Source organism: Nonomuraea rosea, from assembly GCF_039539705.1.
GTDB lineage: Bacteria > Actinomycetota > Actinomycetes > Streptosporangiales > Streptosporangiaceae > Nonomuraea > Nonomuraea rosea.
In genome coordinates, this window is record NZ_BAABDQ010000013.1 from 58,340 (window position 1) to 79,539 (window position 21,200).

Consider the following 21,200-nt stretch of genomic DNA (forward strand, 5'->3'; position numbering starts at 1 on the left):
TCCTTACACAAAGGAGTCTTCCCAAGTCGGCCGGGCACCATCACCTTAGGTAATCACTCGGTCACGAAACCCAAGGTGGTATTCGATGCGTGTCCTCATCCAGCTCCGCCCCGCCGCCGACGTCGTCGCCTCGGTGATCGATCCGGACGTCCGGACCACGGTCGCCGACATCATCGGCGAGCTGCGGGGAGTCCTGCTCGACGACGCGTTCGAGCCCGTGCCCGTCCCACGTCCTGTCACGGCCCACGGCGATCCGCTGTCGCTGCACCAGCGGGTCGGGTTCTCGCTGACCCCGGAGGACGCCTCCGTGCTGGTGCGCGGCGAGATCTCCGACGCCGAGTTCTCGACCAGGGCTTCGCTGCTGCCCGCGTCCGTACGCGAGGTCGTCGGCGTGTACGTCGACCCGGTCATCGAGCCGAACGCGACCTGCGGCGGCGACGGGCCCGTGGGCGACTGGCAGGAGGTCAGGCGGCTCCTGCACGCCTCCGACCTGTGGGCGCAGGGGCACGACGGCAGCGGTGTGGCCCTCGCGGTCGTGGACAGCGGCATCAACGCCGCGCACGTCGAGGCGCGCATCGGCCACGCCGTCAGCATCGACGCGAAGCGGAGCTGGAGCCCGGCGGGCGTCGACCGCACCCCCGGCAAGTACGCCGTCGACCACGGCACCATGTGCGCCTTCGACGCGCTGCTCGCCGCCCCGAAGGCGACCCTGCTGGACATCCCCGTCCTGCTGAGCCGCAGCAGCGGGATGAGCGGCCTCCTCTCCGACGCGATCGCCGCCTACTCCCACCTGGCCAACGTGCTGAAGGCCATGCCCGCCGAGTCCAAGTCCCTGGTGGTCACCAACAGCTGGGGCCTGTTCTCGCCCCAGGGCGACTTCCCGCCCGGCCATCCCAGCAACTACTCCGACAACCCCGCGCACCCGTTCAACGTGATCGTCGGCAGCCTGGAGGACGCGGGGGCCGACATCCTGTTCGCGGCGGGCAACTGCGGCCGCGAATGCCCGGACAAGAGGTGCGGCTTCCCCGACCGCCCGATCAACGGCGCCAACTCCCACCCCTCCGTCTCCTCCGTCGGCGGCGTGGACACCCGTGGCGAGCGCGTGGGCTACTCCTCCCAGGGCCCCGGCCGGCTGTCCGAGCGCAAGCCCGACTTCTGCGCGTACACGCACTTCGCCGGCTCCGAGGCCGTCGGCGCCGCCGACACCGGCACCTCCGCCGCCTGCCCCGTGGCGGCCGGCGTGGTCGCGGCCGTCCGCTCTCGCAGGTCCGCCACGCAGCTCTCCCCCGCGCAGCTGCGCACGCTGATCAACCGCACCGCCGACGACCGCAGCACGGTGGGCTTCGACTACGACTACGGGTACGGCATCATCGACCCGGTCGCCGTCCTGGCCGCGCTCGGCCGGCAGAGCGGGACGCGAGCGGCCTGATCCATGCTCCTCGTCCAGGTGCGCCTGCCGCAGGAGGCGACTCTCGCCGACGCGCTGCACCTGCTGGGCGTGTCCCCGGAGGAGGCCGACACGGGCTACGGGCTCGTGAGCGTCGCCCCGGGGCTGCACGTCCTGCGGGTCACCGAGAAGTCGGCGGAAAGACTCGATCGCCGTCTTTGCCACGTCTTCTCCGACCCGCCCATCGAACCCACCACCTGACCAGGGAGGATCCGGAACGCGTTGGCTTGAGCCGCGCCGAGCCGCAAGAATGGCGCGATGGCTGAAAGTGGCGAGACCGACTGGGTCTCCAGGTTCGCTGACGAGGTGATCTCCCAAGCGGAGAGACGCGCTCCCGGCGAACCGATCGTCTGCGCCTCCGGTCTGAGCCCGTCGGGCCCCATCCATCTGGGCAACCTGCGCGAGGTCATGACCCCCCACCTGGTGGCCGACGAGATCCGGCGACGCGGCATCGAGTGCGTGCACCTGTTGTCGTGGGACGACTACGACCGCTTCCGCAGAGTGCCCGCCGGCATCGATCCGTCCTGGGCCGAGCACATCGGCAAACCGCTGACCTCGGTGCCCGCGCCGCCCGGCAGCCCGCACGCCAACTGGGCCGAGCACTTCAAGGCCCCGATGACCGAGGCGCTGGCGGAGCTGGGCGTCGAATACCGGGGCATCAGCCAGACCGCCCAATACACCTCGGGCGCCTACCGCGAGCAGATCCTGCTGGCCGTACGCGAGCGTGCCGCGATCGACGCGGTGCTGTCGCGCTACCGGTCCAAGCAGGTGGAGGACTACTTCCCCTACAAGCCCTACTGCGATCTGTGCGAACGCGACCTGACGACGGTCACCGCGTACGACGACGAGACCACGGAGCTGGCCTACACCTGCGAGTGCGGCTTCGGCGAGACCGTCCGCCTGGCCGGGCACGACCACGGCAAGCTGGTGTGGAAGGTCGACTGGCCGATGCGCTGGGCCTACGAGGGCGTGATCTTCGAGCCGTCCGGGGTCGATCACCATTCGCCCGGCTCGGCCTGGATCGTGGGCGGCCAGATCGTCGGCGACGTGTTCGGCGGCGAGCAGCCGATCGGCCCGATGTACGCCTTCGTCGGCATCACCGGCATGGCCAAGATGAGCAGCTCCAAGGGCGACGTGCCGACCCCGGCCGACGCGCTGGAGATCATGGAGGCGCCGGTGCTGCGCTGGCTGTACGCCCGCCGCAAGCCCGCCCAGTCCTTCAAGATCGCCTTCGACCAGGAGATCCAGCGGCTCTACGACGAGTGGGACGCCCTCGCCCGCAAGATCACCGCGGGCCAGGGCCAGCCGGCCGAGCTGGCCGCGTACGAACGGGCCGTGGGCACCGCCGCGGGCCCGCTGCCCGCCACCCCGCACCCCGTCCCCTACCGGACGCTGGCCTCCGTCGTGGACATCACGACCGGGCACGCCGAGCAGACGCTGCGCATCCTGGGCGACCTCGACGCGATCGGCTCGCTCGACGAGGCCCGCCCGCGCCTGGACAGGGCGCAACGCTGGGTGGACGACCACCTGTCCGCCGACCAGCGCACGCGCGTGCGTGAGTCGCCGGACGAGGAGCTGCTCGACTCGCTCGGCCCTGGGGAGCGGGAGTCGCTGCGGCTGCTGGCCGACGGGCTCGACGACTGGACCATCGACGCCCTCACCACCCTGGTGTACGGCGTGCCGAAGATCCAGGCGGGGCTCGACCCCGATGCCAAGGCCACGCCCGAGCTGAAGGCGGCGCAGCGCTCGTTCTTCGCCCTCCTCTACCGGCTGCTCGTCGGCCGCGACACCGGGCCCAGGCTGCCCACGCTGCTCATGGCCGTGGGCGCGGACCGGGTGCGAAAGCTCGTCGGCGTGTGAAGGGCGTCGTCCTGATCACCGGCGTCTCGGCCGCGGGCAAGTCCACCGTGGCCCAGGCGCTGGCCGAGCGGCTGCCGCGGTCCGCCCACGTCCGGGGCGACGCGTTCCGGCGCATGGTGGTCAACGGCGGCGCCCCCATGACCCCTGAGATGACCGGCGAGGCGGTGCGCCAGCTCCATCTGCGGTACCGCCTCGCGGCACAAGCAGCTGACTTGTATTTCAATGAGGGATTTACGGCAATAGTTCAAGACGTCATCCTTGGCGAGGATTTGGAACGGTTCACGAAGTTGGTCCGCAGTCGTCCCTTGCACGTGATCGTTCTGGCGCCAGCCCCGTCCGCCGTGGCCGAGCGCGAGCGGCGGCGGGCCAAGACCGGCTACGGCGGCGCCTGGACGATTGCCCAGCTAGATGGGGTGTTGCGGGCCGAGACACCCCGCCTCGGCCTGTGGCTGGACAGCTCGCGGCAGAGCCCGGGAGAGACCGTGGACGAGATCATCTCCAGGGCCGGAGAAGCCGTCATCAGCGGAGATCACCCACTTAAGTGATCTATGCAAGGCAGTGTCAAGTGCGCTGCATGTGCCCGGGCGCACCTTGTACACATGAACAAGCAGCCCTTCGCCCCCAGCGTCAGTGTCATCGTTCCCGCGATGAACGAGGCCGAGAACCTTCCCCACGTCTTCGCGACACTGCCCGAGTGGATCGACGAGGTGATCCTGGTCGACGGCAACTCGACCGACGACACCATCGCCGTCGCGCGCAAGCTGCGCCCCGACCTCCGGGTCGTCGTGCAGAGCCGGCGGGGCAAGGGCAACGCCCTCATTGAGGGCTTCCAGGCCGCCCAGGGCGACATCATCGTCATGATCGACGCCGATGGGTCCACCGACGGCCGGGAGATCCGCTCTTTCGTCACCACGCTCCTCAACGGCGCCGATTTCGCCAAGGGCTCCCGGTATGCCCCTGGTGGCGGTTCGGACGACCTCAGCCCGATCCGCTCGCTCGGCAACAAGGTCCTCACGGGACTGACCAACTTCCTCTACGGCACCAGCTACACCGATCTTTGCTATGGCTACAACGCCTTCTGGGCCCGCCACCTCGACGCCATGCAGCTCGACTGCGACGGCTTCGAGATCGAGACCCTGATGAACGTCCGGGCCGCCCAGGCCGGTCTGGTCATCCACGAGGTGCCCAGCCACGAGCGCTCCAGGATCCACGGCGAGAGCAACCTGCACGCCGTGCGCGACGGCTGGCGCGTGCTCAAGACGATCATGCGGGAGCGGACGCGCGGCACCGCCATGACCGCGCACACCCAAGTGGCGCTTGCGAAGTGAATGGTGACATTCTCTGACAATGCGCTACATAGTGATCGGAGCAGGAGCAGTCGGGGGAACCATCGGTGCCCGCCTGTACCAAGGCGGGCACGACGTCGTCCTCATCGCGCGAGGCGCCCACTACGAGGCGCTGCGGCGTGACGGTCTGCGCCTGATCACCCCAGAATCCGCCGAGACCCTCGACATCCCCGCCGCCGACGGCCCCGTGCCCACGCGCGATGACGACGTGCTCATCCTGGCCACCAAGTCCCAGGACACGATCTCCGCGCTGGCTCCCTGGCCCTCCGACCTGCCCGTGGTGTGCGCCCAGAACGGCGTGGACAACGAGCGCATGGTCCTGCGGCGGTTCGAGCGTGTCTACGGCATGTGCGTGTGGCTGCCCGCCCAGCACCTGGAGCCCGGCGTCGTGGCCGCGCACGGTTATCCGAACTCCGGCATGCTGCACGTCGGCCGCTATCCACAGGGTGTGGACGACCTCGCCGAGCAGATCGTCGGCGACCTCGGCAAGCACGGCCTCGTGGCGCGTACCTCGCCCGACGTGATGCGCTGGAAGTACGGCAAGCTGATCGGCAACCTCGCGAACGCCGTGGACGCCCTCACCGGCCCCGTGCCCGGCGTCGCGGCCGTGATCGACCGGGTCAAGGCCGAGGCCGAGACCGTGCTCGACCGGGCCGGCATCCCCTACTCCACCAACGAGGACGAGATCGAGGCCCGCGGCCACCAGGTGGACGTCCGCCCGATCGAGGGCATCACGCGCGGCGGCGGATCGTCGTGGCAGAGCCTGGCCAGGAGCAGCGGCTCGATCGAGGCCGACTACCTCAACGGCGAGATCGTCCTGCTCGGACGGCAGCACGGCGTGCCCACTCCGGTCAACGAGGTGCTGCGGCGCGAGGCCAACAGGTTCGCCCGCGAGAAGCTGCCGCCGCACTCGATGCCGCTGGAGACGATGCTCGCGCTCATCGACGAGCGTTCCGCAGCCTGATCCCACTGAACTCCAGGGTGCTCGCCGTCACCTCGTTCCAGAACGGCCACAGGTTGGCCAGCACCCTGAGCTGGATCCCCGCCTCCTCGTGCAGCTCGAACAGGTCGCCGACCGGCTCGGGCGGGCCCAGCGGCAGCACGGGGGCCGTGGAGACCACCGCGTGCGGCGGGTCGCCGATGGGCTCGAAGCCGTCGGCGGGCAGCCGGTAGGCGAACAGGCGCACGTCCATGAGCGCCTTCAGCCAGCTGTACTCGATGGCGTGGACCCGGTCGCCGCAGCCGGAGCCGATGATCCGGGTCTTGTCCTCCTCGGTGGACCGCGGCCCCATCCACGCCATCGCCCGCGGGCAGGCCCGCGGGAACCAGTAGTCGGGGCAGCGCTCGTGACCGACCGCCCACACGTAGGGCTCGCGCATGATCGTCGTCTTCGCCACGTGCGGCACGAACCGCTCGATCGTGGGGTCCTCCGAGAAGTGCAGCACCTCGCCCGGCTCTGGTCTCATGAACGCAATCATGGCGCATACCCCTTCGCCGAAAGGGCAGTGGAACGTGGCTCTGACGACAAGGGGTGAGTTGGATGATCTTTCTAGGGTTGCTCCTGGTCTTGCTCGCCGGTGGCGCCGTGGCCTTGGTTCTGGCCGAGGACACCGCCAGGTACATCCTGTTCGGTTACACCTTCGAGCTCAATCACGTGGAGATGTTCCTGGCTGGAGCCGCCGCCATGGCGGCCCTGCTGGTGGGTCTCTGGCTGATGGGCTCTGGGTCGCGCAGGAGCGCCAGGCGTCGCCGCAGGCTGCGCAGTGCCAAGGCCGAGGCCTCCAACCGGGTGGCCCGGCTGGAGGATGAGAAGCGCGATCTGGAACGGAAGCTGGAGAACGACCACGAGCCAGGCGACCGCCTGGTCTCCCGTGGCTCCGAGGACACCCGTCCGTAGATCAGACGGTGGATCAGGTCGCCTCGGCGTTCTGGCGGGAGGGCAGCAGGTTGCCCTCCCGCCAGAGGGCGAATCCCGTGATCACCGCGCCCAGCCCTTCCCAGAGCCCGACGCCGAAGAACTTGGCGGGCGCCGCTCCGGTCACCACCAGCGTGGTGAAGACGACGAACGTGACGAGCCGGAACGGGACGGTCCACCGAAAGAACGGCGTGTAGTTAGCAGATGCGGCGAAGACGTAATAAACGCCCATATTTACCGCGGCCATCGACGAAGCCGCCATGTAGACCAGCGTGTAGTCGCCGGCGGGACGTGCATCGAGCACCTCGAAACCCAGCATGACCAGCAGGGTCTCCGGCGAGATCAGCCCGAGCAGGCCGAGCGCGAAGGCCAGGAAACCGAAGACCGCGATGGTCCAGCCGGAGAAAGAACGCGGAAGACGCACAGAAATCCTTTCAAAGGGGGGTGTACTCTGCGAGGCGATCTCATCATGCACCCGGAGGTCGCATGCCCCCCACGCGTGGCCGTCCCATCGCGCTCAAACTCCTCATCCTCCTGCTGGTCCCCTTGCTGTCCCTCGTCGGGCTGTGGGCGTTCGCGGCAGGTCTGACCGGCGGTGACGGCCTGCGCCTGCTGGCCATCAACGACCTGGCCACCAACCTGGCCACCCCGTCGGAGCAGGTGAACATCGAGCTCCAGAACGAGCGGCTGGTCTCCGTGGAGTTCCTGGTCAGCGCCAAGGGCGCCGACAAGCTGGCCGAGCAGCGCGGCGAGACCGACCGGGCGCTCACCGCCTTCCGCACCCTCTCCAAGAACGCGCGCGACCTCTCACCCGAGATGACCACGCAGCTCACGGCCCTGAACGGCAAGCTCGACCAGCTCGTGGACGTCCGCCGCGAAGTGGACGGCACCACCGTCGCGCCGCTCGACGTCATCGACGGCTACAGCCAGATCGTGGACGCCTCCTTCCGCATGTACGACGCCATGGTGCTGGTGCCCGACATGGCCCTCTACCAGCAGGCCAGAGCCGTGACCATGCTCGGCGAGGCCAAGGACGTGCTGTCCAGGGAACGTGCGGTGATCGCGATCGTGCTGGCCAGGGGCAGGGTGGAGCCCAGGGAACGGGAGGCCTTCACGGGGATGGTCGCCACCAGGCGGCTGCTCTACTCCCAGGCGCTCTCGCACCTGGACGGCGACCTGCGGGGACCGTACGGGAAGATGTCCGCCTCGCCGGTCTACAAGGAGTTCCTGAAGGCCGAGGACGGCATCAGGGGGCAGGCGGCCACCACCGGCCTGCCGGCCACGGCGGCGACGTGGCCCATCGACGCCCAGAACCTGTGGGCGGCCGTGGAGCGCAACCAGGCCGCGGCCGTACTGGGCATCACCGATCGGGTCATCCCGGCGGCCATCAGCATGCTGATCAAGATCGGCGTGGCGGGCGGTGTGGGCCTGATCGCCGTCATCGCCTCCATCATGCTCTCGCTCCGCTTCCGCAAGCGCCTCGTGCGCGAGCTGGCCGGGCTGCGCGACGCCGCCACGGAGCTGGCGGAGGTCCGGCTGACCGGGCTGGTCAAGCGCCTGCGGACGAACGTGGCCGCCCCCACGGCGGAGGAGTCCGCGCCGGTGGTGGTCAAGACGCACACCTCCGAGGTGGACGACATCGTCAGGGCGTTCAACGACGTGCAGTCCACGGCCGTCGAGGCCGCCGTGAGCCAGGCCAGGCTGCGGCACGGCGTCAGCCAGGTCTTCGTGAACCTGGCCAGGCGCAACCAGACGCTGCTGCACCGGCAGCTGCTCCAGCTCGACAGCATGGAGCGGGCCACGGAGGAGCCCGAGGCGCTGGCGGACCTGTTCAAGCTCGACCACCTCACCACCCGCATGCGCAGGCACGCCGAGAGCCTCATCATCCTGTCCGACCAGACCCCTGGGCGCGGCTGGCGCAACCCGGTGCCGATACTCGACGTGATGCGCGCGGCCGTCGCCGAGGTGGAGGAGTACGAGCGGGTCGAGGTGCTGCAGCCGCCGCCCGTCTCGCTGCACGGCGCCACGGTCACCGACGTGGCCCACCTGCTGGCCGAGCTGGTCGAGAACGCCACGCTGTTCTCGCCGCCGCAGACCAGGGTGGACGTGCGCAGCTCCATGACGACGCACGGCCTCATGGTCGAGATCGAGGACCGCGGGCTCGGCCTGCCGCGCGTCGAGCTCGACGAGCTCAACGAGCGGCTGTCGAAGATGCCGGAGTTCGACCTGGCGCAGAGCGACCGGCTCGGGCTCTTCGTCGTCGGCAGGCTCGCGGCCAGGCACGACATCAAGGTCACCCTCGCGCCCTCGCCGTACGGCGGCCTGACCGCGATGGTGGCCCTGCCCGCCTCACTCCTGGCCGACCTGCCCGCGATGAGCGGGCGATAGCCGCCCGCTCACCCGCGATCTACGGCAGGACCTGCAGCAGCGCCAGCTTGCGTGCCTTGGCGGGCTCGGCGACCCGCTGGACCTCCTTGCCCGCGCCGTCGAGCACGACCAGCGTGTTGTGCTGCGCGCCGCCGACCCGGACGACCAGCCGGCCGTCGGCCAGGTAGAACGCGCCCAGCAGCTTGCCCTTGACCGCGAGGCTCTGCCGCCGGCCCGTCACCATGTCCACGACGACCGGCTTGAACCAGGCCGGCCAGCTCCCGTCGCCCAGCGCGTCGGCGTTCTCGGGGAACGCCACGACCGCCTTGCGGCCGTCGGGCGACAGGCTCTGCAGGTGGGTGACGTGCTTGACGCCCTTGGCCATGACGGACTTGCCGGTGGTGACGTCGAGCCGGTAGAGGCCGTCGGCCTCGCCGGTGTAGCCGGCGACATAGCGGCCGTTCGCCGACCAGGCCAGGTGACAGACGCCCCTGGAGGCGCCCAGCTTGCGCGGGGCGCCGCTGCCGTCGGCCTTGACCGACATGATCGTGCCCCCGGCCGTGTACGCCACCCTGGCCGAGTCAGGCGACCAGACCGGGGTCAGGCACGGCGTGCCGCCCTGGAGCCCGGACACGATGGTCGTGACCTTGCCGTCCTGCTTGATCTGGAGCCTGCCGCCCGTCGTCACCCAGGCGGCCTTCTTGCCGTCGGGTGCGGCGGAGAACTGCGGCATGGCGCCGGTTTTGGCGAGCGTGCTCCACTCGCCGGCGGCGTACCGGCTGAGCTGGTTGCCCGTGCTCGCATAGACGGCGGCGCCCGACAGCTCAGGCGCGGCCGAAGCCGACGCCGCCGAGGGGGCCACCAGAACGGCGCCGAGTACGGCACCGGCCACAACGCGAATCTTCATGGACACACATGGTGCCGGAAACCTGTCAAAGGCGTAGGAACGGCTCGCTGAAGTGAGCGGTGGCGAGGATCGCCCGCTCGGCTCTGAGCCCGGCGAGCACGTCGGCGCGAGTGCGCGCGGCCGCCTCCTGGTCGTCGTCGTAGAGGTAGCGGATGCTCGGATCCGCCAGCTGCACCGGGTGCAGCACGAGGTCGCCGGTCATGGCGACCTCGCCGGCCCTGGCGATCTGGTGCCCGGGGGTGTGGCCGGGCGCGGAGTGCACGTGGACTCCCGGCGCGACCTCGGCGTCGCCGTCGACGACGTGCAACTGGCCCTTGATCTTGGCGACGACCTGGTCGAGCATGGCGCCCCTGGCTGCGTCCAGCTCGTCGCGCTGAAGCACGTAGCGGGCGTTCTCGAAGGCCGGGCCGTCGTCCGTGACCGCGCCCGAGGCGTGGTCGCTGTGCAGGTGGGTCAGGATGACCGTGCCGATCTCGGCGGGCGCGACGCCTGCCGCGGCCAGCTCACCGGCCAGCGTGCCGGGGACCGGCGCCCAGCTGGACGCCGGGGAGTCGTGGCCGCCGATGCCGGTGTCGACCAGGGTCAGCCGGCCTGCCGCGTCGCGCAGGAGATAGCAGTGGAAGTGCAGGACCCACGGCTCGTCCTGGAGACCGGAGCCGGGAAACATCTCGGTGAGCGGGCGGCGGATCGCCGCTCCCATCGGGCCCACGGCGTCGCAGAGCGGTGTCACCTCGACGCCGGACACGGTTATCGGTTGATGCGGCACCGCATCAGGGTACGGGGGCCGCCGGGATCAGGCGGCGACGGGCTCACGCGGGACGTACTCGTTCTCGAGGTCGGCGGCGTAGACGGCGCGGCAGCAGTGCGCGCACCTGTACATGATCGGGCCTTCGTCGAGTTCGCTGTGGCACCGCGGGCAGTTGACGGTCTTCATGGTGCTGCTCCCCCAAGGAGTTTTCTGTTGGTCCTATGGAACCCCCACCGAGTTGCAGGGATCCTGCATGTCACTTGACACGATGACGCTGCATGGACGAGGGTTCTGTGTCCTGCGATACACCGGCGGCGGTAATTTTCCTCGCCGGACGGTGCTGAGAAGACCATTGTCGCGCGTTATGTGCGCGCTCGTTGGAGAAGACACGAGAACAGCCCGGGAATAGCCCAAGAGGGCTAGGCGTTGGCTAGGTCAGAGCGTGTGGTATCTTGCCACCAAGCGTTGAGCGCAAAAGCTCCGCTGCTCTTCATGTGTCGCCTCGCCCCGAGTTGAGGGCCCGGCTTCCTTCATTACCCGCCAGCCCATGCTGGGCTCTGGCGTACTCCCCCAAGGGGTTCATCATGTCTGTGCAAACCATTCCTGAACAGCGTACGGGCGTGCCGATCCGGCAGGTGACCGGGCTTTTGGACGATCGCGACAAATCCGCGTTCCTCCGGGTCGAACACCTTCCGAGCTCGGCCGACGTACGCCTGCCGCCCGATCGGGTCCGGCAGTACGGCCTGCGAGCCGGCGACCAGATCGTCGCGTCCTTCGCGGGCACCAAGCTCCTCGGCGTCGAGTCGGTCAACGGCACCACGCAGTGGCGCAACCGCCCCCACTTCGCCGACCTCATCCCCGTCCACCCGACCGAGCGGCTCAACATCGAGACCGAGTCGCTCAGCACCCGCGTCATCGACCTGTTCGCGCCCATCGGCAAGGGTCAGCGCGGCCTCATCGTCGCGCCGCCCAAGGCCGGCAAGACCATGGTCCTCCAGGCGCTGGCCGCCGGGATCACCCGTAACCACCCCGAGGTCCACCTCATGGTCCTCCTGGTGGGCGAGCGGCCGGAGGAGGTCACCGACATCCGTGCCTCGATCGACGGTGAGATCTTCTCCTCCACCTTCGACTACCCCGACCGTGACCACGCCGCCATCGCGGAGCTGGCCATCGAGCGCGCCAAGCGGCTCGTGGAGGCCGGACGCGACGTGGTGCTGCTGCTCGACTCCCTGACCCGGCTGGGACGGGCCTACAACAACCTGCAGCCCAGCGGCGGGCGCGTCCTGAGCGGCGGCATCGACGCCCGCGCCCTGTACGCCCCCAAGCGCTTCTTCGGCGCCGCGCGCAACGTGGAGGGCGGCGGCTCGCTCACCATCCTCGCCACCGCGCTCGTGGACACGGGCTCGCGGATGGACAACAACCTCTACGAGGAGTTCAAGGGCACCGGCAACATGGAGCTGCACCTGACCAGGGAGCTGGCCGAGCGGCGGCTGTTCCCGGCCGTGGACCTGGAGGCCTCCGGGACGCGGCGCGAGGAGATCCTGCTGCACCCCGACGAGCGCCAGGTGATCTGGCGGCTGCGGCGGATGCTCACCTCGCTCGACAAGCAGCAGGGGCTCGAAGTCCTCATCGGCAAGCTCCGCTCCACCTCCTCCAACGCCGCGTTCCTCCTTGAGGCCGGCGCCTGACATGCGGCCCCCGCCCAGGAGAATGGGCGCATGCTGGCTGACATCGTCGACTTCCTGATCTGCCCCGTCTGCCGCGCCGGCGTGCGGCTCGGCGACTCCGCGCTGCGATGCGCGCAGGGGCACGCGTTCGACGTCGCCAAGCAGGGATACGTCAGCCTGCTGGTCGGCTCCAGGCCGCCCGGCACCGCCGACAGCGCGGCGATGGTGGCCGCGCGGGCCGATTTCCTCGACGCCGGGCATTACGCCCCGCTGAGCGCCGCCGTGGCCGAGACCGTGGCGGAAGCCGTCTCGAAGAGCGGGCGAGCGCGGGCCGGTACGCAGAACGTTCCAAGAGAACATGAGTCCTCCACCGAAACGAATGACGGCGGGGAGCAGAGGGCGTACCGTGGGGCTGGAGTGGAGATCGGCTACGGCATGGGGCCAGGAGGCCCCGCGTACGAGCCGGAGTTCGTCGAGGATCGTCGCGCGGAGGGCAGGGCCGCGCCGGTGATCGTCGACGCAGGCGCGGGCACCGGGCACTATCTGGTGGCCGCGCTCAACGCGGTCAACGATGGCGTCGGGATGGCTTTCGATGTGTCCAAGCACGCTGTACGCAGGGCCGCGCGGGCGCATCCGAGGATGGGGGCGTTCGTGGCGGACGTTTGGCGGCCGCTCCCGATCCGGGACGAAGCGGCCGATGCGGTGATCGACGTGTTCGCGCCCAGAAACGGGCCGGAGTTCAGCAGGATCCTGCGGCCCGGCGGGGTCGTGGTCGTCGTCACACCTGCCAGGACGCACCTGAGCCCGCTGGTCGAGGAGCTCGGGCTGCTCTCCGTGGACGAGGAGAAAGAGCGCAGGGTCGCGCGCAGCCTGGAGGGCTTCGCGGAGACCGGGCGGCGCTCGATCGAGTTCGAGATGGAGCTGGGGCATGAGGACATCGCGCAGGTCGTCGGGATGGGTCCGAGTGCGTGGCATACCGAGGCTGCGGAGCTGGATGAGCGAATCGCGGGATATGTCTTGCGGAATGTCGCGAATGGCCGACAAAAAGTAGTTACCCGGGCGGCATTTCACCTGTCTACCTTCGAGCCGGCACGCTGATCAAGGCCTGTTTCTTGACGGGCATGTGTGACCGGTGTTACTGATGGGGCATTTAGTCCGAAATTCCCCCACATTCTCCAAGTATTTCCCCGACGCAGGCGCAATACTGGACGGCATCCCACGCCCGGAGGCGCGGGACTTCAAAGGGAGGGGGCGCGCCGGATGAAGGCGGAGGAACGCTGGCAGGCCAGGTTCCGGGCGTCGCGCATGACGCTGCCGTCCTGGGCGCGCCAGGCCCCGAACCGCTCCATCTACCGCTCCAACGCCACCGGCACGTGGGAGGTCTACGCCTGGGACCGGCTGACGGGCGCCACTCGCCAGGTCACCGACCGGCCCAAGGGCACCGCGTACGCCGCGATCGACCCCATCGGCCAGTGGATCTACTGGTTCGCCGACACCGCGGGAGACGAGTTCGGCGGGTGGATGCGCCAGCCGTTCACCGGCGGGCCCGACGAGCCCGTGGCCCCCGACCTGCCGCCCGGCCAGCCCGGCGGCATCGCGCTGTCCACGACGGGCGTCGCGGCGATCAGCCTGGCCAGCGGCGGCTTCTTCCGCATCCATCTGGTGCAGAACGGCAAGCCGGCCCGTCTGCTGTACGAGAACACCGAGGCCTCCTGGGTCGCCGACATGTCGCTCGACGGCTCCCTGATCGCCATCAACCACGGCGAGTACGGCGACTTCCGCCACCCGGCGCTGCGCGTCGTCCGCCAGAACGGCGAGACGGTCGGCGAGCTGTACGACGGCCCCACCAAGGGCGTGGTCGGCCTGCGCTTCGCCCCGGTCGTGGGCGACCGCCGCCTGCTCGCCCTGCACGAGCGCCGCCAGCGCCACGAGCCCCTGGTCTGGGACCCGGTGACCGGCGAGCAGCGCGAGATCTGGCTGCGGGACCCGGGCGACCTGGCGGCCGAATGGTACGACGACGGCCGCGGCCTGCTCATCCTGCGCGACGACCGCGCCCGCAGCTACCTGCACCGCTACGACCTCGCGGGCGGCGGCCTGACCCTCATCGACACCCCGCACGGCGTGATCGACGAGGCGGCTCCCCGGCCCGGCGGCCACGTCGAATACTCCTGGTCGAGCGCCTCCAGGCCGACGGTCATCCGGTCGAGCAACGGCCAGGTCGTGGTCAACCCCAGCGGCCCGGCCGCGCCGCCGAGCGTGCCGGTCGAGGACGTCGACGTCGAGGGTCCGGGCGGCCGCATCCACGCGCTGGTCTCCAAGCCCGAGGTCGGCGTCGCGCCGTTCCCCGCGGTCTTCCTGCTGCACGGCGGCCCGACGGCGCACGACCGCGACTCCTTCTCGCCCGAGGTCGCCGCCTGGGTGGACGCGGGCTTCGCCGTCGTACGCGTGAACTACCGCGGCTCCACCGGCTACGGCTCGGCCTGGCGCGACGCGCTGCACGGCGACGTCGGCCACATCGAGCTGGCCGACGTGGCGGCCGTCCGCCAGTGGGTGGTCGACCGGGGCATCGCCGACCCCGGCAAGATGGTGCTGGCGGGCTCGGCCTGGGGCGGCTATCTCACGCTGCTCGGCCTCGGCACCCAGGCGGACCTGTGGACGGCCGGCATCGCGGCGGTGCCCATCGCCTGCCACCAGACCTCCTACGAGGACGAGGCGGAGAGCCTGCGAGCCTACCACCGCGCGCTGCTGGGCGGCTCACCCGACGAGCAGCCCGAGCGGTACGCGGCCAGCTCCCCGATCACCTACGTGGACCAGGTGAAGAGCCCGCTGCTGATCCTGGCCGGCGAGAACGACACACGCTGCCCGCTGCGCCAGATCGAGAAGTACGTGGCCATGCTCGCCGAGAACGGGCGCGAGCACGAGGTCTACACCTACGACGCCATCCGCGGCTCCCTGGTGGTCTCCGAGCGGATCGCGCAGATCGCCCTGCAGCTCGAATTCGCCAGGAAGCACGTCGTCACCCACTGGCAGGACGCCGAGTGACGGCGCGCGCCCGCAGCGACGGCTGACGGGCGCGCAGGGGCGTATCACGACGGGCGGCTAGCGGGCGCGTAGCACCACGATCGCCAGGTCGTCGGCGCTGGGCTCGGAGGCGAACTCGGCGGCGCCCCTGCGGATGCGCTCAGCCACCGCCCTGGCCGACAGTCCCGCGCACTCGGCCAGCAGCTTGGCCAGGCCGCCCTCGTCGTCCAGCAGCCGCCCGCCCGACCGCCGCTCGGTCACCCCGTCGGTGACGGCCAGCAGCACGTCGCCGTGGTCCAGGTGGATGGTGTCGGCCTCGAACAGGACCTCGTGGAACACGCCGAGCAGCGACTGAGGCGTGGTTACCGCCTCCACCCTGCCGCTCGGCTTGAGCCGCAGGGCCTCGGGATGTCCCGCCGACACCAGGCGCACCTCCAGCCCGCTCGCCACGGGGGTGATGTCGCCGTGCAGCAGCGTGAGGAACCTGGCCCGTTCGCCTTCCTCCAGGATCGCCTGGTTGAGCCGTCCGAGCACGGCCGCGACGCCGTAGCCCTCGCGGGCCAGCAGCCGCAGCGTGTGGCGCGCGAGGCCGGTCACGGCGGCGGCCTCGGGGCCGGTGCCGCAGACGTCGCCGATCGCGAACCGCCACGAGTCGTCGCCCGCCTTGAACAGGTCGTAGAAGTCGCCGCCGACCTCGTTGGCCTCGCCGGCTGGCTCGTAGATGACGCCGTAGTCGAGGCCGGGGACCTCGGGCTCGTTGGGCGGCAGCAGGCTGCGCTGGAGCGCGCGGTTGGCGGCGGCCTGCTGGGCGTAGAGCCGGGCGTTGTCCGTGGCCAGCGCGGCGCGCCTGCCGATGTCCTCGGCGAACTGGATGACCTCGTCGGGAAAGCGGTCGGGCCGGCCCAGGCACATCATGCCCAGGTTGCGGCCGCGGGCGGTCAGCGGGACCGCGAGCACCTGCGCGTCGGGCAGGTGGATCGCCGAGGTGACCCGGGTGTCGGCCGCGGCGACGTCCATGTCGGCGAGTTGCTCGCGCAGGCCGTCGATCCTGGCCTCGTCGGCGTGCCACAGGTAGACCAGCCGCAGCGGGCCGGCGGCGTTGTCGGAGGTGTAGACGGCGCACCAGCTCGCCAGCCGCGGCACCACCACCTGAGCGATGATCGCGGGCACCATGTCGGGGTCGAGAGTGCCCGCGAGCAGGTCACTCGCGTCAGCCAGGAACCCCAGCCAATGCGGCCCCCTGGAGCTTTCCTCCAGCCATTCGGCGGCAACCCTGTCCGCGGAGCCAGGTAGCGTGAGCCTTGCCCAATGGACACGGGACTCGCCCGCAAAGGTGACTCCCCACTCTTCGACGTGCACGGAGGGAGCTTTTGGATCACTCTGGGAGAGGCTTCGCTGTCTCAGTTCGACCTGTACCGCATCGCCAAAATGCTTCCAGATCACCTCAAATGGCTCGTCAGCGACCTGCTCCGTCAAGTCGCCTGCGACTTGCTCGGCGGTATGGAGCACGCCACCGGTGGCCCACGCGGTCATCACTTCGCGCGTGAACCTCATCGCAGACGTCACAGCGGTCTCGCCTGGCGCGAAGGTCGCAGCGAGCACCGCATGCGGGGAAGCAGTCATCCCACCGTGCCTACCACACTTCCCGCTGACTTGGGGTAAATCCAAGGGCAGGACTACGAGCTACTCATCGTGACAGACTTGAATCACTCGCCGGAGCCAGCCGCGAGTGAAGGAGGCCCCATGACCACGGCCAAGGCCGCGCCAAGCCCGGAGGAGAGGACGTACACCGAGTCGGATCTCGTGCCCATCCTGGAGACTCTCTTCTCTTGGCGTGACGGCGACTTCCGGCGTCGGGTTCCTCATGCGCCCGCGGGCATACTCAGCGAGGTGCGGCTGCTGCTCAACGAAGTGGCCGACCGACGCGAGCATCTGGCGAACGAGCTGGTGCGCGTTCGTAAAGAAGTCGTCAAGGAAGGCCGGTTCAGCGAGCGGCTGACGCCCGGGCCTGGGGTCGGCGCCTGGGCGGAGAGCGTCGAGTCGGTCAACATGCTGATCGACGCCCTGGTGAGCCCGGTGAGCGGCGCGGCCGACGTGATCGACGCGGTCGCCAAGGGCGACCTGTCGCGCCGGATCGACCTCGACCGGTCGGCCCGTGGCGAGGTGCGGCGCCTGGGCAAGGCCATCAACGGCATGGTCGACCAGCTCGCGCTGTTCAACTCCGAGGTCACGAGGGTGGCGCGCGAGGCGGGCACCGAGGGGCGGCTGGGCGGCAGCGCCAACCTGCGCGGCATGTCCGGGAGCTGGCGCGACCTCACCGAGGCGGTCAACACGATGTCGTCCCGCGTGGCCGCGCAGGTGCGCGACATCGCCGTGGTGACGACCGCGGTGGCCAAGGGCGACCTGAGCCGCAAGGTGACGGTCGACGCGGTGGGCGAGATGTTCGAGCTGAAGAACACCGTCAACACGATGGTCGACCAGCTCTCCGGCTTCGCGGAAGAGGTGACGCGAGTCGCCCGTGAGGTGGGCACCGAGGGCCAGCTCGGCGGCCAGGCGCAGGTGACCGGCGTGTCGGGCGTCTGGAAGGACCTCACCGACAACGTCAACTTCATGGCCAACAACCTCACCTCGCAGGTGCGCAGCATCGCGACGGTGGCGACGGCGGTGGCCCAGGGCAACCTGTCGAAGAAGATCACCGTTGACGCGCAGGGCGAGATCCTGCAGCTGAAGGACACCCTCAACACGATGGTGGACCAGCTGTCCTCCTTCGCCGACGAGGTCACCCGAGTCGCCCGCGAGGTGGGCACCGAGGGCAAGCTGGGCGGCCGGGCCGAGGTGAAGGGCGTGTCGGGCGTCTGGAAGGACCTCACCGACAACGTCAACAGCATGGCCAACAACCTGACGTACCAGGTCCGCAACATCGCCCAGGTGACGACGGCCGTGGCCAACGGCGACCTGACCCGCAAGATCGACGTGGACGCCCAGGGCGAGATCCTGGAGCTCAAGTCCACCATGAACACGATGGTGGAGCAGCTCTCGTCGTTCGCCTCCGAGGTGACCCGGGTCGCCCGCGAGGTGGGCACGGAGGGCCAGCTCGGCGGCCAGGCCCAGGTGCGCGGCGTGTCGGGCGTCTGGAAGGACCTCACCGACAACGTCAACAGCATGGCCAACAACCTGACGTCTCAGGTACGCCAGATCGCCGCGGTCTCCTCCGCCGTGGCCCAGGGCAACCTGTCGAAGAAGATCACCGTCGACGCGCAGGGCGAGATCCTGCAGCTGAAGGACACCCTCAACACGATGGTGGACCAGCTGTCCTCCTTCGCCGACGAGGTCACCCGAGTCGCCCGCGAGGTGGGCACGCAGGGCCAGCTCGGCGGCCAGGCCAGGGTGAAGGGCGTGTCGGGCGTCTGGAAGGACCTCACCGACAACGTCAACTCGATGGCCAACAACCTGACGTACCAGGTCCGCAACATCGCCGAGGTGACCACCGCGGTCGCCAACGGCGACCTGACCCGCAAGATCGACGTGGACGCCCAGGGCGAGATCCTGGCGCTCAAGACCACCGTCAACCGGATGGTCGACCAGCTCTCCTCGTTCGCCTCCGAGGTGACCCGAGTCGCCCGCGAGGTGGGCTCCGACGGCCAGCTCGGCGGCCAGGCGCGAGTCGAGGGCGTCGAGGGCACGTGGAAGCGGCTCACCGAGAGCGTCAACGAGCTGGCGGGCAGCCTCACCACCCAGATCCGCGCCATCGCGACCGTCACCAGCGCCGTGGCGCGCGGCGACCTGACCCGCTCGATCGCCGTCGAGGCGCAGGGCGAGCTGGCGGAGCTGAAGGACAACATCAACTCGATGGTGGCCAACCTCCGCGAGACCACCCAGGCCAACCAGGAGCAAGACTGGCTCAAGTCGAACCTGGCCCGCATCTCCAGGCTCATGCAGGGCCACCGCGACCTGCTGGAGGTGGCCAAGCTGACGATGAGCGAGCTGACGCCGCTGGTCTCGGCCCGCTACGGCGCCTTCTACGGCATCGACCCCGAGGGCGACCACGAGCTGATGCTGATCGGCGGCTACGGCGTACGCCCCGACCGGGGCCCGCGGCAGCGGTTCGGGATCGGCGAGGGCATCGTCGGGCAGGCGGCGGCCGAGGGCAGCCACATCGTCCTCGACGACGTGCCGCCGCAGTTCATCACCATCGACAGCGGGCTCAGCCAGTCCACGCCGGCGCAGATCGTGGTGCTGCCGATCCTGTTCGAGCACCGGGTGCTCGGCGTGCTGGAGCTGGCCTCGTTCACGCCGTTCGGAGAGGTGCACCTCGACTTCCTGACGCAGCTCGTCGAGACCATCGGCGTCACGATGAACACGATCATCGCCAACTCCCGCACCGAAGACCTGCTGACGGAGTCGCAGCGGCTGACCCGCGAGTTGCAGGAACGCTCCGACGAGCTGCAGCGCCAGCAGGAGGAGCTGCGCAGGTCCAACGCCGAGCTGGAGGACAAGGCGGCGCTGCTGGCCAAGCAGAACCGCGCGATCGAGATCCAGAACTTCCAGATCGAGCAGGCCCGCCGCACCCTGGAGGAGCGCGCGGAGCAGCTCGCGGTGTCCTCGCGCTACAAGTCCGAGTTCCTGGCGAACATGTCCCACGAGCTCCGCACGCCGCTCAACAGCCTGCTCGTGCTGGCCAAGCTGCTGACCGAGAACGCCGAGGGCAACCTCACCTCGCAGCAGGTCGAGTTCGCCCGGACGATCCACAGCGCGGGCTCGGCGCTGCTCCAGCTCATCAACGACATGCTCGACCTGTCGAAGGTCGAGGCGGGCCGGATGGACATCCATCCCATCCAGGTATCGCTGCCCAAGATGGTCGATCTGCTGGAGGCGGCGTTCGCGCCGCTGGCGCAGGACAAGGGCCTGTCGCTCAGCGTGGACATCGAGTCCGACGTGCCGATGGAGCTGCGCGCCGACGAGCAGCGGCTGCAGCAGGTGCTGCGCAACCTGCTGTCCAACGCGGTGAAGTTCACCCCGAGGGGCGAGGTCAAGCTGCGCGTCTCGACGGCGCCCGCCGGGGTCGACTTCGACGACGACACCCTGCACGAGGCCGACGACCTGCTGGCCTTCTCGGTGATCGACACCGGCATCGGCATCGCGCCCGACAAGCGTGACGTCATCTTCGAGGCGTTCAGGCAGGCCGACGGGACCACCAGCCGCAAATACGGCGGCACCGGCCTGGGCCTGGCGATCTGCCGCGACATCGCCCGCCTGCTCGGCGGCGAGATCCACGTGGACAGCGAGCTGGGCAAGGGCAGCACGTTCACCCTCTACCTGCCGGCCTCCTACACCGGCCCGCTGGCCGCCACGGACGGCGGCGTGGCCACCCGCAGGCAGCTCATGGCCTCGCCGATCGAGGAGCCCACGAGCACGGCCCCCGAGCCGCTGCCGCTGGACCTGTCGATGCCCGAGCTGGTCGAGCCGCCGGCCGAGGTGCCCACGCAGTGGCAGGGCGACGACCCGCTCAACGGCGCGAAGATCCTCATCGTGGACGACGACATCCGTAACGTGTTCGCACTCACCAGCGTCCTGGAGCGGCACGGGTCCACGGTCGTCTACGCTGAAAACGGACGCGAAGGGATCGAGCAGCTCGAACGGAACGAGGACGTCGCGCTCGTGCTGATGGACATCATGATGCCGGAGATGGACGGCTGGGCGACGACCTCGGCCATCCGGCGCATGCCCCAGTTCGCGGACCTGCCGATCATCGCACTGACCGCCAAGGTCATGCGAGGCGACCGAGAGAAGAGCATCGCCTCGGGCGCCTCCGACTACGTACCCAAGCCGGTCGACGTGGACCGCCTGCTCGAACGCCTGCGTGGCTGGCTCAGCCGCGGGCGGGGATCCGCGTCCGACTCATCTGTCGAAGGGTCGTGATCG

At 69.7% G+C, this 21,200-nt stretch carries 18 protein-coding genes; 12 read left to right on the forward strand and 6 right to left on the reverse strand.

Annotation, left to right across the window (positions count from 1 at the left end; genetic code table 11):
* Positions 1-85: 85 nt before the first annotated feature.
* From ABEA43_RS28165 to ABEA43_RS28190, 6 genes are read left to right on the forward strand one after another with little or no spacing between them, the layout of a single operon-like run.
* Entirely contained in the window at positions 86-1,429 is a 1,344-nt protein-coding gene (locus tag ABEA43_RS28165; protein WP_345566431.1) for a S8 family serine peptidase, read from the forward strand.
* Positions 1,430-1,432: 3 nt separating this feature from the next.
* Positions 1,433-1,648, forward strand: a complete 216-nt coding sequence (locus ABEA43_RS28170) for a hypothetical protein (protein ID WP_345566433.1) — start codon at positions 1,433-1,435, stop codon at positions 1,646-1,648.
* A 57-nt stretch (positions 1,649-1,705) separates the two neighbouring features.
* On the forward strand, positions 1,706-3,307 hold the full coding sequence (gene lysS, locus ABEA43_RS28175; protein ID WP_345566435.1) for a lysine--tRNA ligase: 1,602 nt from the start codon (positions 1,706-1,708) through the stop codon (positions 3,305-3,307).
* Positions 3,304-3,852: an AAA family ATPase gene (locus ABEA43_RS28180; protein ID WP_345566437.1), complete on the forward strand. Its 549-nt coding sequence runs from the start codon at positions 3,304-3,306 to the stop codon at positions 3,850-3,852. Before lysS ends, ABEA43_RS28180 begins: the two co-directional genes overlap by 4 nt.
* A 54-nt stretch (positions 3,853-3,906) precedes the next feature.
* Positions 3,907-4,635 (forward strand): glycosyltransferase family 2 protein, encoded by a 729-nt coding sequence (locus ABEA43_RS28185; RefSeq protein WP_345566438.1) that lies wholly within the window; start codon positions 3,907-3,909, stop codon positions 4,633-4,635.
* Between the two features lie 19 nt (positions 4,636-4,654).
* Positions 4,655-5,617: a ketopantoate reductase family protein gene (locus ABEA43_RS28190; RefSeq protein ID WP_345566440.1), complete on the forward strand. Its 963-nt coding sequence runs from the start codon at positions 4,655-4,657 to the stop codon at positions 5,615-5,617.
* Here ABEA43_RS28190 and ABEA43_RS28195 read toward each other — a convergent pair.
* Entirely contained in the window at positions 5,592-6,119 is a 528-nt protein-coding gene (locus ABEA43_RS28195; protein ID WP_345566441.1) for a DUF6886 family protein, read from the reverse strand. The two genes, ABEA43_RS28190 and ABEA43_RS28195, sit on opposite strands and share 26 nt — an antisense overlap.
* 74 nt (positions 6,120-6,193) lie before the next feature.
* Here ABEA43_RS28195 and ABEA43_RS28200 point away from each other — a divergent pair, with 74 nt between their 5' ends.
* The gene (locus tag ABEA43_RS28200) at positions 6,194-6,550 is read left to right on the forward strand and encodes a hypothetical protein (RefSeq protein WP_345566443.1); all 357 of its coding nucleotides are present in this window, start codon (positions 6,194-6,196) and stop codon (positions 6,548-6,550) included.
* Between the two features lie 13 nt (positions 6,551-6,563).
* On the opposite strand, the gene ABEA43_RS28205 is transcribed toward ABEA43_RS28200, so the two are convergent.
* On the reverse strand, positions 6,564-6,992 hold the full coding sequence (locus ABEA43_RS28205; protein WP_345566445.1) for a hypothetical protein: 429 nt from the start codon (positions 6,990-6,992) through the stop codon (positions 6,564-6,566).
* Positions 6,993-7,054: 62 nt separating this feature from the next.
* Here ABEA43_RS28205 and ABEA43_RS28210 point away from each other — a divergent pair, with 62 nt between their 5' ends.
* Entirely contained in the window at positions 7,055-8,956 is a 1,902-nt protein-coding gene (locus ABEA43_RS28210) for a sensor histidine kinase (RefSeq protein ID WP_345566447.1), read from the forward strand.
* Positions 8,957-8,975: 19 nt separating this feature from the next.
* Here ABEA43_RS28210 and ABEA43_RS28215 read toward each other — a convergent pair whose 3' ends face one another.
* From ABEA43_RS28215 to ABEA43_RS28225, 3 genes are read right to left on the reverse strand one after another with little or no spacing between them, the layout of a single operon-like run.
* Positions 8,976-9,842, reverse strand: coding sequence for a TolB family protein (locus ABEA43_RS28215; protein WP_345566448.1), 867 nt, complete (start codon positions 9,840-9,842; stop codon positions 8,976-8,978).
* A 25-nt stretch (positions 9,843-9,867) separates the two neighbouring features.
* The gene (locus ABEA43_RS28220; protein WP_345566450.1) at positions 9,868-10,608 is read right to left on the reverse strand and encodes an MBL fold metallo-hydrolase; all 741 of its coding nucleotides are present in this window, start codon (positions 10,606-10,608) and stop codon (positions 9,868-9,870) included.
* A gap of 27 nt (positions 10,609-10,635) precedes the next feature.
* The gene (locus ABEA43_RS28225) at positions 10,636-10,776 is read right to left on the reverse strand and encodes a hypothetical protein (RefSeq protein WP_345566451.1); all 141 of its coding nucleotides are present in this window, start codon (positions 10,774-10,776) and stop codon (positions 10,636-10,638) included.
* Between the two features lie 398 nt (positions 10,777-11,174).
* Here ABEA43_RS28225 and rho point away from each other — a divergent pair, with 398 nt between their 5' ends.
* From rho to ABEA43_RS28240, 3 genes are all read left to right on the forward strand, one after another.
* Entirely contained in the window at positions 11,175-12,278 is a 1,104-nt protein-coding gene (rho, locus tag ABEA43_RS28230; protein WP_345566452.1) for a transcription termination factor Rho, read from the forward strand.
* Positions 12,279-12,308: 30 nt separating this feature from the next.
* Positions 12,309-13,355, forward strand: coding sequence for a putative RNA methyltransferase (locus ABEA43_RS28235; RefSeq protein WP_345566453.1), 1,047 nt, complete (start codon positions 12,309-12,311; stop codon positions 13,353-13,355).
* Between the two features lie 162 nt (positions 13,356-13,517).
* On the forward strand, positions 13,518-15,299 hold the full coding sequence (locus tag ABEA43_RS28240; RefSeq protein ID WP_345566455.1) for a S9 family peptidase: 1,782 nt from the start codon (positions 13,518-13,520) through the stop codon (positions 15,297-15,299).
* A gap of 57 nt (positions 15,300-15,356) precedes the next feature.
* Here ABEA43_RS28240 and ABEA43_RS28245 read toward each other — a convergent pair whose 3' ends face one another.
* On the reverse strand, positions 15,357-16,637 hold the full coding sequence (locus ABEA43_RS28245; protein ID WP_345566456.1) for a PP2C family protein-serine/threonine phosphatase: 1,281 nt from the start codon (positions 16,635-16,637) through the stop codon (positions 15,357-15,359).
* 384 nt (positions 16,638-17,021) lie between these two features.
* On the opposite strand from ABEA43_RS28245, the gene ABEA43_RS28250 reads away from it, so the two are divergent.
* Complete coding sequence (locus ABEA43_RS28250; protein WP_345566457.1) at positions 17,022-21,197, forward strand: HAMP domain-containing protein; 4,176 nt, start codon at positions 17,022-17,024, stop codon at positions 21,195-21,197.
* The last annotated feature ends 3 nt before the right edge of the window (positions 21,198-21,200 follow it).

What these genes read in the sequence shown, in the direction of transcription:
- ABEA43_RS28170 (WP_345566433.1), top strand. Translation starts at nt 1,433, where the DNA reads ATGCTCCTCGTCCAGGTGCGCCTGCCGCAGGAGGCGACTCTCGCCGAC.
- lysS (WP_345566435.1), top strand. Translation starts at nt 1,706, where the DNA reads ATGGCTGAAAGTGGCGAGACCGACTGGGTCTCCAGGTTCGCTGACGAG.
- rho (WP_345566452.1), top strand. Translation starts at nt 11,175, where the DNA reads ATGTCTGTGCAAACCATTCCTGAACAGCGTACGGGCGTGCCGATCCGG.
- ABEA43_RS28165 (WP_345566431.1), top strand. Translation starts at nt 86, where the DNA reads ATGCGTGTCCTCATCCAGCTCCGCCCCGCCGCCGACGTCGTCGCCTCG.
- ABEA43_RS28225 (WP_345566451.1), bottom strand. Translation starts at nt 10,776, where the DNA reads ATGAAGACCGTCAACTGCCCGCGGTGCCACAGCGAACTCGACGAAGGC.
- ABEA43_RS28250 (WP_345566457.1), top strand. Translation starts at nt 17,022, where the DNA reads ATGACCACGGCCAAGGCCGCGCCAAGCCCGGAGGAGAGGACGTACACC.
- ABEA43_RS28215 (WP_345566448.1), bottom strand. Translation starts at nt 9,842, where the DNA reads ATGAAGATTCGCGTTGTGGCCGGTGCCGTACTCGGCGCCGTTCTGGTG.
- ABEA43_RS28240 (WP_345566455.1), top strand. Translation starts at nt 13,518, where the DNA reads ATGAAGGCGGAGGAACGCTGGCAGGCCAGGTTCCGGGCGTCGCGCATG.
- ABEA43_RS28195 (WP_345566441.1), bottom strand. Translation starts at nt 6,119, where the DNA reads ATGAGACCAGAGCCGGGCGAGGTGCTGCACTTCTCGGAGGACCCCACG.
- ABEA43_RS28190 (WP_345566440.1), top strand. Translation starts at nt 4,655, where the DNA reads ATGCGCTACATAGTGATCGGAGCAGGAGCAGTCGGGGGAACCATCGGT.
- ABEA43_RS28185 (WP_345566438.1), top strand. Translation starts at nt 3,907, where the DNA reads ATGAACAAGCAGCCCTTCGCCCCCAGCGTCAGTGTCATCGTTCCCGCG.
- ABEA43_RS28235 (WP_345566453.1), top strand. Translation starts at nt 12,309, where the DNA reads ATGCTGGCTGACATCGTCGACTTCCTGATCTGCCCCGTCTGCCGCGCC.
- ABEA43_RS28200 (WP_345566443.1), top strand. Translation starts at nt 6,194, where the DNA reads ATGATCTTTCTAGGGTTGCTCCTGGTCTTGCTCGCCGGTGGCGCCGTG.
- ABEA43_RS28210 (WP_345566447.1), top strand. Translation starts at nt 7,055, where the DNA reads ATGCCCCCCACGCGTGGCCGTCCCATCGCGCTCAAACTCCTCATCCTC.